General features: G+C 41.4%; 1 protein-coding gene and 1 pseudogene. One reads left to right on the top strand and one right to left on the bottom strand.

Annotated features, from left to right (window positions below; genetic code table 11):
- Positions 1-42: 42 nt before the first annotated feature.
- Positions 43-405, bottom strand: a complete 363-nt coding sequence (locus tag HW443_RS12090) for a hypothetical protein (RefSeq protein WP_176236421.1) — start codon at positions 403-405, stop codon at positions 43-45.
- Positions 406-590: 185 nt separating this feature from the next.
- On the opposite strand from HW443_RS12090, the pseudogene HW443_RS12085 reads away from it, so the two are divergent.
- Positions 591-842, top strand: a pseudogene (locus HW443_RS12085) (hypothetical protein); the annotation flags it as partial.

Here is an 842-nt window from a genome sequence, read left to right as displayed (position 1 = left end):
CTTCTGCGGGACGCCTTCCGGGACTAGCCAAGTAGGATGGAACTACCCTTTGGTCAGGATGCTCTCCTGAGCAATCCCATGGACGCGGTGTAGCGCCATCAACCAGGCCAGGGTTGATTCAGCACCCTGGTTCTGGTTGACCCCGGCGGAATGCAGGCCGTCCTTGCAACCGCCAGTACTGAAGTCGTATACCGGTTCGCGAACGTCGTTCCCGCCGAGGAACCAGTTAAAACATTGGTCAATAGCCTGGCGCCATTTTTTATCTTGCGTAGCGAGATAAGCTTCATAGCAGGCATCAATGAGTGCGGCAACTTCAAGGGGTTGCTGGTCAAACCGTGCCTTCTCCCCTCGGCGTGGAAACCAGCCATGGTTGCCAATCAGAGAAAGGTGTCCTTTATTTAACAAATTGTTAAACAGATTTCTTTAAATGTTTAACTTCTCAAGCACCTTACCTGACTGCTTGTGTATTTTTGCTAATGGTGATAACTTTTCCATTGGCTTCGTCCTTTCTTTATTAATTTGGTAACCACAAAAAGGTAGTCGAAGCCTAAATATTCTTACAGGAATTTTATTTTATAACCAGGATGTTATTGGAAAAGCTAAAGAGAGTTTTAAGAGAAAAAAGTAAAAGTATTAATGTGATATATATATCATCATATATCCCAAGAAGATGTGGAATTGCCACTTACACTAGTGATTTAACTAAAGCAATTAATCTTATAAACCCATATTCTAAAGCAGAAATTATGGCATTAATCAGGCCAGAAGATAAAATTAATTATCCTTTAGACTTAAAATCCGCAAAATTTAATAACTATGAACAAAATCCCCTAAATACCTTC

Origin of the sequence: Candidatus Hakubella thermalkaliphila (assembly GCF_013281975.1) — a bacterium.
Taxonomy (GTDB): Bacteria; Actinomycetota; Humimicrobiia; order Hakubellales; family Hakubellaceae; genus Hakubella; species Hakubella thermalkaliphila.
This window is presented reverse-complemented; position numbering and strand designations above follow the sequence as displayed.